At 68.0% G+C, this 8,330-nt stretch carries 9 protein-coding genes; 4 read left to right on the forward strand and 5 right to left on the reverse strand.

The window, feature by feature from the left end; genetic code table 11:
* The gene (locus GC106_RS32945) at positions 1 to 201 is read left to right on the forward strand and encodes a S1 domain-containing protein (protein WP_173138664.1); all 201 of its coding nucleotides are present in this window, start codon (positions 1 to 3) and stop codon (positions 199 to 201) included.
* Here the strand turns inward: GC106_RS32945 and GC106_RS32950 are convergent.
* From GC106_RS32950 to GC106_RS32970, 5 genes are all read right to left on the reverse strand, one after another.
* Complete coding sequence (locus GC106_RS32950; RefSeq protein ID WP_173138666.1) at positions 198 to 1,817, reverse strand: helix-turn-helix domain-containing protein; 1,620 nt, start codon at positions 1,815 to 1,817, stop codon at positions 198 to 200. The two genes, GC106_RS32945 and GC106_RS32950, sit on opposite strands and share 4 nt — an antisense overlap.
* 264 nt (positions 1,818 to 2,081) lie before the next feature.
* Positions 2,082 to 2,537, reverse strand: coding sequence for a VOC family protein (locus GC106_RS32955; protein ID WP_173138668.1), 456 nt, complete (start codon positions 2,535 to 2,537; stop codon positions 2,082 to 2,084).
* Positions 2,538 to 2,663: 126 nt separating this feature from the next.
* Entirely contained in the window at positions 2,664 to 3,812 is a 1,149-nt protein-coding gene (locus tag GC106_RS32960) for an NADH-quinone oxidoreductase subunit D (protein ID WP_173138670.1), read from the reverse strand.
* Positions 3,809 to 4,723 carry an SAM-dependent methyltransferase gene (locus tag GC106_RS32965; protein ID WP_173138672.1) on the reverse strand — a complete coding sequence of 305 codons (915 nt, stop codon included), beginning with the start codon at positions 4,721 to 4,723 and terminating at the stop codon, positions 3,809 to 3,811. Before GC106_RS32965 ends, GC106_RS32960 begins: the two co-directional genes overlap by 4 nt.
* A gap of 21 nt (positions 4,724 to 4,744) precedes the next feature.
* Positions 4,745 to 5,827, reverse strand: coding sequence for a M20 family metallopeptidase (locus GC106_RS32970; RefSeq protein WP_173138674.1), 1,083 nt, complete (start codon positions 5,825 to 5,827; stop codon positions 4,745 to 4,747).
* Between the two features lie 42 nt (positions 5,828 to 5,869).
* Between GC106_RS32970 and GC106_RS32975 the strand changes: the two genes are divergently transcribed.
* The 3 genes from GC106_RS32975 to GC106_RS32985 all read left to right on the forward strand — a co-directional run bounded on the left by GC106_RS32975 (position 5,870) and on the right by GC106_RS32985 (position 8,311).
* Complete coding sequence (locus tag GC106_RS32975; protein WP_173138712.1) at positions 5,870 to 6,265, forward strand: helix-turn-helix domain-containing protein; 396 nt, start codon at positions 5,870 to 5,872, stop codon at positions 6,263 to 6,265.
* A 35-nt stretch (positions 6,266 to 6,300) separates the two neighbouring features.
* Positions 6,301 to 6,762 carry a VOC family protein gene (locus tag GC106_RS32980; protein WP_173138676.1) on the forward strand — a complete coding sequence of 154 codons (462 nt, stop codon included), beginning with the start codon at positions 6,301 to 6,303 and terminating at the stop codon, positions 6,760 to 6,762.
* A 166-nt stretch (positions 6,763 to 6,928) separates the two neighbouring features.
* Complete coding sequence (locus GC106_RS32985; RefSeq protein ID WP_312872492.1) at positions 6,929 to 8,311, forward strand: IS1380 family transposase; 1,383 nt, start codon at positions 6,929 to 6,931, stop codon at positions 8,309 to 8,311.
* Positions 8,312 to 8,330: the final 19 nt, after the last annotated feature.

Raw genomic sequence — 8,330 nt, forward strand, 5'->3', positions numbered from 1 at the left:
ATGCAGGCGACCGTGGCGACCTTCTCCGCTGAGACCCGCAGCGGCACAGTCCTGCTGGACGACGGGCGGCGGCTCTCGTTCGACGCCTCCGCGTTCGACCGCAGCGGACTGCGGATGCTGCGGCTGGGGCAACGGGTGGTCATGCGCGTGGTCGACGGCCGGGTCGAAGCCCTCAACCACATCGCGTTGCCCTTGGACTAATCGCCCGGCCCTTGCACGATGAGCTGCGGTGTCTGCGTGACGTGCACGATCTCCCCGGGCTGGAGCGGCCGGCTGGTGCCGTCGATCAGCCGCAGCTCCTCCGACCTGTTCGGGGCGAACGTCTGCGCGGCGCCGTCGCTCGTCCACTGGATCAGCAGGACTCGCCCGTCCTTCGCGGTGAACGCACACTGCCAGACGCCGACGGGCAGGTTGATCGACGGCCCCTGCTCGCACCCGCGTGTCCTCGTGCCGGCCAGCCAGCGTTGCAGTTCCTCGACGGCGAGGGCCGCGCGGGTCGGCGGCCCGCCGACGACCTGCAGGGTGATCGGGAGTCCGCCGCCGCCCCAGTTGTAGAAGTACGAACGGTTCAGGCCCTTGTTCGTTCCGTAGATGGCGACGAGGTAGAAACGAACCGCGTAGTCGATGGTGCGTTGTTCCGTGAGCGGTTTCTCCAGCGCGTGTTCGTACGTGGTGCCGGTGTTCCAGAGCCTCGGATGCGCGCCTGCCGCGTGGAATGTCTCGTCGATGTGGCCGAGCAGTTCCAGAGTGGTCTCCGGCGGATCGGCGGCGCGTCGCTGGTGCAGCTTGATCCCGGCGACGTCACAGTGCTGGTAACCGCCCAGTTCGGCGAACCGCCGCAGGAACGCCAGGCCGTCGGCGGTCCACAGCCGTCCCATGGACGGGCAGACCACCGTCACGTCGGGATCGGCCGCCTTGATCGCCAGGCTCGCGCGGCGGGTCATCTCGACGAGCGCCTCCGTCGAACCGGCGTAGTACCGGCCGTCGTTGCCGTACGCCCACAACTCGTACGCATCGAGCCGGCCGCGGTAGCGAGCCGCGACCGCGCTCACGAACCGGTCCCAGTCAGCCAGATCATCGGGCGGTGCGGCCCGGGAACCGTCGTTGTAAGCCGCCTTCGGGCTGGTCGGCGCCGCCCATGCGGGGGTACCGCCGAACACGAACATGGCGGGCAACCCGGCGTGCCGGGCGCTGTCGACCAGGCGGTCGAGGATGCTCCAGTCGTACACGTCCCGCTGCGGCTGGATGCTCGCCCAGCGAGTGCGGCTGTCCCAGAACCGCAGGCTGCCCACCCGGAACGAGGGCATCACTCCACTGGACGACGACGCCGTCACCCCGAACATGGTCGGGTCGACCGGTTCCTGCCGCGCCCACGACGGGCCGTACACCTGTTGGTTCGCCTCTGACACGGGTCCCGTTGGTGCCCCGGCCACGGCACTGAGCAGGAGAACGACGGTCAGCAGGCTGAGCGCGACCGATCCGAGGGGTATTCGCCGGCGGACGGACGGCTGTTTCGGGACGACCGGATCGGCGTTCTCCACCGACCGGGCCTGACGCCAGAGCCGCAAAAGCTCAGTGAGCTCGGAATCCGTCGCGGAACACGCCATCGCGATCCGCGCGACCGTCTGATAGTCGGGCGGAACGGTTTTCCCGGTGCAGTACCGGTGCAGTGTGGAAGTGCTCGTATGGGTCTGCTTGCTCAGCTCGGAGTAGCTCAGTCCGGAACGGCTCTTCACCTCTGCCAGAAGTCGTGCGAGCTGATCTCCCGTGCCCGGCACGGCACCACTCTCCCCGGTCGTGACGCTGCGGCGAAGCATGGCACAAGCCGTCCCGCGGCGGAAGGGAAGCAGCAGGTCACCAGGCCTTGTGTCATGTCGGGACGGCAGTCGCTTGCCGGGCGGGCCCGGCGCGCGGCACGGTGGGAGACCGTGCGGCCCGTGACCGGACCGGCTCGCGCTTTCCGGGAATTCTTGTCTTCACAAAGGGGATTCAGTGCGTTTTCCGCGTGGTTCTCTGCCGGTGGTGGCACGGCCACTGGGCCGAATGTTCCGATTCGTGCGGCACAGTCCGGAGCGAGTGGGCTAAATCGTGGCGCAGAATTCGTTGCCCTCCGGATCCTTCATGATCCACCAGTGGCCGGCCGGGCCCTTGTTCACTTCGCGGATACGGGTGGCGCCCAGGATTTCCAGCCGGGCCACCAGGTCCTTGAGCTCGCCCTGGTCACTGTGGATGTCGATGTGCAGGCGGTTCTTGACGGACTGGCCCTCCGGGACGTCCTGAAACAGCAGTCTGCGGCCCTGACCGACGCCGGTGACTGGGTCGAACGGGTCGTCGGGATGCCGGATCGCGGCGTATCCGCGGAAGACCTTGCGCCCGTGGTGCTCGATGACCTGGTCCTCGGTGACGTGACCGGCGGCGAGCAGCTGCTCGATCAGCGCGCTGGGGTCTTCCACCTCGTACTCCAGGGCGGCGGCCCAGAAGTCCGCGATGGTGGGCGCGTTCTTGGCGTCGATGACCAGCTTCCAGTGCAGTGCCATGTAACTGTTTATATCGGTTACACGAGCCGGCGGCAACCGAGGCGGGCATCGCCGCCCCCTCAACCCCCCTCGTGAGTGTTTATCGGTGTTAGAACACGGCTAAACACTCACGAGGGGGTGGTGGGGCTACTTGTCGATGTCGCCGACCACGAAGAACATCGAGCCGAGGATCGCGATCATGTCGGCCAGCAGCGCGCCCCGCATCAGCTCGGGGATCACCTGCACGTTGTTGAACGAGGCGGATCGCAGCTTCATCCGCCACGGTGTCCGCTCGCCGCGGGACACCAGGTAGTACCCGTTGATCCCCAGTGGATTCTCCGTCCACGCGTAGGTGTGTCCCGCCGGTGCCTTGAGGATCTTCGGTGTCCGGACGTTGATCGGGCCGGCGGGCAGGGCGGCCAGCCGGTCCGCGCACACCGCCGCGAGGTCAAGGGATGCGTAGACCTGGTCGACGAGGCACTCGAACCGGGCGAAGCAGTCGCCCTCGGTCCTGGTCACGACGGGAACGTCCACTTGGTCGTACGCCAGGTACGGCTCGTCCCTGCGCAGGTCGAAGTCCAGGCCGCTGGCCCGGGCGATCGGGCCGGAAACGCCGTACGCGGCGGCGTTCTCCCGGGACAGCACGCCGATACCGCGGGTCCTGGCGTGGAAGATCTCGTTGTCCCTGATGAGCTTCTCGGTCTCCCGCGTGCCCTTGCGGACGTCCTCGACCGCCCGGCGCACCCGGTCGAGCCAGCCGAGCGGAAGGTCCTCCTTCAGGCCGCCGACCCGGTTGAACATGTAGTGCATCCGGCCGCCGGAGACCTCCTCCATCACCGCCTGGAGGGTCTCGCGCTCGCGGAACGCGTAGAAGATCGGCGTGATGGCCCCGAGTTCGATGGGATACGAACCCAGGAACATCAAGTGGTTCAGCACCCGGTTCAGCTCGGCCAGCAGCATCCGCGCCCACACCGCACGCACGGGCGGCTCGATCCCGGTCATCCGTTCCACGGCCAGCACCACGCCGAGCTCGTTGGCGAACGCCGACAGCCAGTCGTGCCGGTTGGCCAGCACGATGATCTGCCGGTAGTCACGGACCTCGAAGAGCTTCTCGGCGCCGCGGTGCATGTAGCCGATGATCGGCTCGACCTCGGAGATCTGCTCGCCGTCCAGGGTGATCCGCAGCCGCAGCACCCCGTGCGTGGCCGGGTGCTGTGGCCCGATGTTCAGCACCATGTCCTCGCCGCCGAGGTGCGTGGCGCCCGAGCCGATCGCGACAGTGCGTTCCGTGCTCATAGCCCGATCCTTGCACTCGACGAGTGGACAAGCCATCCAAACGAGCCCAGGCCGTCACGGTCGATCAGCTCGGCCTCCTCACCGGCCTGCCGCAGCCCGCGCAGGTACTGCGGCGGGTCGGTCCCGGCCAGCTCGATCGGCGGCTTGGCGCCCAGAATCCCCAACGCTCGCAACGCATCCCGTTGCGTGGTCAGTCGCGTTTCCGGAACGCTCGCGGCACAGGCGTCCAGGGCCACGTGCGCGGTGATGTCACACGAACCATCCGGAACGGGCTGGACCTGGCGTCCGTTCCGGTATCCGGTCAGCGTTCCGTGGAACGGCCGGGTGCCGAGCGTGTGCCCGTAGTCCGCGGCCACGACGACACCGCTGCGCACCCGCTTGACGAGGTCCGCCCACGCCTCGTCCCGGGGACGGCCGATCTCGGCGCGCCGGCCGGGCCCGGTCAGCGGCCACCAGCGTTCCAGCCATGCCAGGTCGGCCGCGTCCGGCGGGTCGCCCAGGCATTCCGTGCCGTCCGGGGACACCATGACCAGACGTGGGCCGTCGGACGCCTGCTCGACCACGTCCACCGGGATGGTGTCGAGCCACTCGTTGGCGATCACCAGCCCGTCGATCGTTTCGGGAAGCCGGTCCGTCCAGGCGATCCTCGCGGGCAGTCCGGCAGGTCTGGGTGCGATTTCCACCGCGATCAGCTCGGCTTCGGTCGCCAGGGCGGCCAGCAGCGCGCCGTCACCCGAGCCGACGTCGACGATCTGCGGCGCGTCCGGCATCAGTCGCAGCACAGCGGCCGCGAAACGCGGCGACGCATGGACAGAGGTACGGAAGTGACGCGCGGGTTGTCCTGTGCTTCGGTAGAAGCCGTCCTTGGCGTACAGCGCCTGTTCCATCGCCGTACGCCAAGTCATCCACATGCCCCTGAGCGTAGGGCCGAGTCACTGTGGCAGCGTCACGAGGAACTCGGTGAGTGCCTGGTAGTAGGGCTCGATGGTGGTGATGTCGGCGTACTCGTTCGGGCCGTGCAGGCCGTCGCCGCCGATCCCGAAGATCACGGCGTCGATGCCGCGCTGGTAGAAGAAGCGGCTGTCCGCGGCACCGTGCTTGATCAGGAAGTCGCCGTCGAAGCCCTGGTTTCGGGCCGCCTGCCGCAGTGACCGCGTTTCCGGCCGGTCACGGTCGGCCTTGTGCGGCGGGTCGGCGTAGTCGACCTCCGCCGTGACGCCGGGCAGGCAGAACGTCTGCAGGTACTCCGTGATCTCCGCTTCGGTCCGGCCGTTCAGCGTGGTGTCCTCCGGCGGGAACCTGATGTCCAGCCAGGCCTCGGCCTGCGCCGGGACCTGGTTGCGGGCGGTGTTCGCCGTCTCGATCCTGGCGACGTTCACGGTCGTCCGCCAGGCCTCGCTGTCCGGGACGGGGTACTCGGCCAGCAGGTTCTCGATCGTGGCCAGCAGCTTGAGCAGCGCGTTGTCGCCGTTCCACGGATAGGCGCTGTGCCCGGTCCGGCCGGTGGCGCGCAGGTTCGCGCCGAGGATGCCCTTCGAGTCGGTCACCAGCTTCAGCCCGCTCTGCTCGCCGATGATCACGAAGTCGCCGGTGACACCCTGGTCGAGCTGGTGTCTGGTGCCGTCCCGGCCGCCCACCTCCTCATCGGTGACCAGTTGCAGTGCGATCGGCAGCCGCGGACCGAGCTCGCGGAAGACCAGCGCCTCGACGAGCGCGGCGACCTTCATGTCGTGCGCGCCCCTCGCGTACAGCCGGTCGCCTTCCAGGCGGGGGACGAACTGGTCCGCCCGGCCGGGCACCACGTCGAGGTGGGCGTTGAGGATCACCGCGAACCGTCGCCGCCGGCTGCCCGCGTACAGCAGGGCGCTGGGTTTGCCGTGGGACTCGAACCGTTCCACCGTGAACCCCGGCCCGACGAAGTCCAGCACGAACTCCAGCGCCCGGTGCAACTCCGCCGGGCGGTCGGCGGTCGAGGGAATGGAGAGCAACCGCGTCGCCGGTGCGAGAAGGTCCATCAGCCCAGGCTATCTACCATTGGTCCGGTGACAGGCGCGTACATGAGCCCCGGCGAGGACCAGAACCGGCGGCTGCTGCGCGCCAGGGACGCGATGGACCGCGACTTCGCCAAGCCACTCGACGTGCCCGCGCTCGCGCGGATCGCTCTGATGTCCCCGACCCATTTCACGCGCTCCTTCCGGGCGACGTTCGGCGAGACGCCACACCGGTACCTGCAGCGCAGGCGGATCGAACGGGCCATGGCACTGCTGGGCTCGCCGTCGGCCACCGTCACCGAGGTGGCCGCGAAGGTCGGCTTCGAGAGCCTCGGCACGTTCAGCCGCACGTTCCGCGCGATCGTCGGCGTGTCGCCGACCGGGTTCCGGGCCGGCGCGCGACCGGTCGCCGTGCCGGTGTGCTTCGTCAAGGCGTGGACCAGACCGAGTCGTTTTGGATAAGCCGTCCCGATCATCACGCCGTTAGGGTTCGCGGCATGTTCACGCGTATCAGCATTCACTCCGTGTACGTCCTGGATCAGGACGAAGCCCTGGACTTCTACGTGGGCAAACTGGGGTTCCAGGTGACCGCCGACGTCGACATGGGCTTCATGCGGTGGCTGACGGTGGCGCTGCCGTCGGACCCGGACCGGTCCATCCTGCTGGAGAAGCCGGGGTCGCCGTCGCTCAGCGACGACACCGCCGCGCAGGTCCGTGACCTGGTGACCAAGGGTGCGCTGGGCGTGGCGGCGGTGCTCAACACCGACGACTGTCAGAAGACCTACGAGACTCTCAAGGCCAAGGGCGTCGAGTTCACCGAGGAGCCCACGAAACAGCCCTACGGCATCGACTGCGCACTGCGTGACCCGTTCGGCAACCACATCCGGATCACGCAGCCCGCGCAGGGACCCGTGGAGATCACCGAAGAGGACATCGCTCGCTGGCAGGCCGAAGCCTAGTCTGGGCGGATGGACACCGCCTCGTGAGTGTTTATCGGTGTTAGAACCCTGATCCACCGGTGAATGTGTTGGTGGTGGGTATGTCGTAGACGGGCAGGTGCCCTCTGAGCTGGGATGATTGTTCTTGTCTAGGGAACAAGCCATCACAGAAGAGGGCACCTGTTAAGTGAAAGCATCGCATACCCGTGGTGGGATTGACGCGAGGTTCGACCATCCGACGTTGGTGTCGCAGGCCGGGCTGGTGCCGGCGATGCGATTAGCGCAGGATGCGGGCCTGTCTGAGCTGGCCGATAGGCATGTCCGGCTGGGTGGCTCGATCGGCGCCAACGCCGGCGCGAAGATCGCGTCGATCGTGGCGGGCATGGTCTGTGGCGCGGACTCGATCGACGATCTGGACGTGATCCGCCATGGCGGGCTGCCGCTGCTGTTCGACGGTATCAGGGCACCGTCCACGCTGGGCAGCTTCCTGCGGTATTTCGGCATCGGTCACCTGACCCAGTTGCAGCACGTGGCTCACGGGGTGCTGGTCAGGCTGGCCGCCCAGACCCCGCTGCTGCCCGGCGTCGATCAGCTGGCCTTTGTGGACATGGATTCCAAAACCCAGCAGGTGCACAGCAAGAAACAAGGTGCCGCGTACGGGCACAAGAACCTGTTCGGCCTGGACTACCAACTCATCACGCTGGGCACCCCGCTGGCCGCTCCGGTGATCCTCGACAGCCGGCTACGCGGCGGCAACGCCCACTCCGCCCGCAACGCCGCCAGCCTGCTGCGCCGCTCGCTGACCACCGCCCGAGCCTGCGGCGCGACCGGCCCCATCCTGGTACGCATGGACTCGGCGTTCTTCAACGGCGAGGTCATCACCGAGGTGATCACGGCCGGCGCATGGTTTTCCATCACCGCACGCCACAGCGGCAACGTCACCGCCGCCATCCACGACATCCCCGAACCACACTGGCAACCGGTCACCTTCGCCACCCCCATCCGCGACCAGGACACCGGGCAGCTGATCACCCACGCCGAGATCGCCGAGACCAGCCTGACCGTTCTCACCAACATCACCCGGCACCCCACCGGACCAGCCACCCTCCGGCTGATCGTGCGCCGCGTGCCCATCACCACCCCGCACACCGACCAACAACCACTATTCCCCGCTTACCGCTACCACGCCATCCTCACCAACTCCCCACTCGAAAAGACCCAAGCCGAGGCCTGCCACCGCCAACGAGCCGGCAGCATCGAACACGTCCTGGGCCAACTCGCCACCAGCACCCTGACCCACTTCCCGTCACACGCCTTCATCGCCAACGCCGCCTGGCTGATCCTGGCCACCATCACCCACAACCTCCTGCGCGCCACCGGCTGCCTGGCCACCGGACGCTTCGCCCGCGCCCACACCACCACCCTGCGCCGCACCCTGATCACCGTGGCCGCCCAACTCACCCGCCAAGCACGCCGCACCACCCTGCGCCTGCCCACCCACTGGCCCCACCGCAACGCCTGGCTACTGCTGTTCGACCGGGCACACTCCCCACCCCCACTCCAGCATTGACCACCCACCAAGGCACCCC

Origin of the sequence: Kibdelosporangium persicum (assembly GCF_013280595.1) — a bacterium.
Lineage (GTDB): Bacteria > Actinomycetota > Actinomycetes > Mycobacteriales > Pseudonocardiaceae > Kibdelosporangium > Kibdelosporangium persicum.

Coding starts and splice junctions, on each gene's coding strand:
- GC106_RS32955 (WP_173138668.1), bottom strand. CDS start 2,537: ATGGCACTGCACTGGAAGCTGGTCATCGACGCCAAGAACGCGCCCACC.
- GC106_RS32970 (WP_173138674.1), bottom strand. CDS start 5,827: ATGGACCTTCTCGCACCGGCGACGCGGTTGCTCTCCATTCCCTCGACC.
- GC106_RS32960 (WP_173138670.1), bottom strand. CDS start 3,812: ATGAGCACGGAACGCACTGTCGCGATCGGCTCGGGCGCCACGCACCTC.
- GC106_RS32965 (WP_173138672.1), bottom strand. CDS start 4,723: ATGTGGATGACTTGGCGTACGGCGATGGAACAGGCGCTGTACGCCAAG.
- GC106_RS32950 (WP_173138666.1), bottom strand. CDS start 1,817: ATGCTTCGCCGCAGCGTCACGACCGGGGAGAGTGGTGCCGTGCCGGGC.
- GC106_RS32975 (WP_173138712.1), top strand. CDS start 5,870: ATGAGCCCCGGCGAGGACCAGAACCGGCGGCTGCTGCGCGCCAGGGAC.
- GC106_RS32945 (WP_173138664.1), top strand. CDS start 1: ATGCAGGCGACCGTGGCGACCTTCTCCGCTGAGACCCGCAGCGGCACA.
- GC106_RS32980 (WP_173138676.1), top strand. CDS start 6,301: ATGTTCACGCGTATCAGCATTCACTCCGTGTACGTCCTGGATCAGGAC.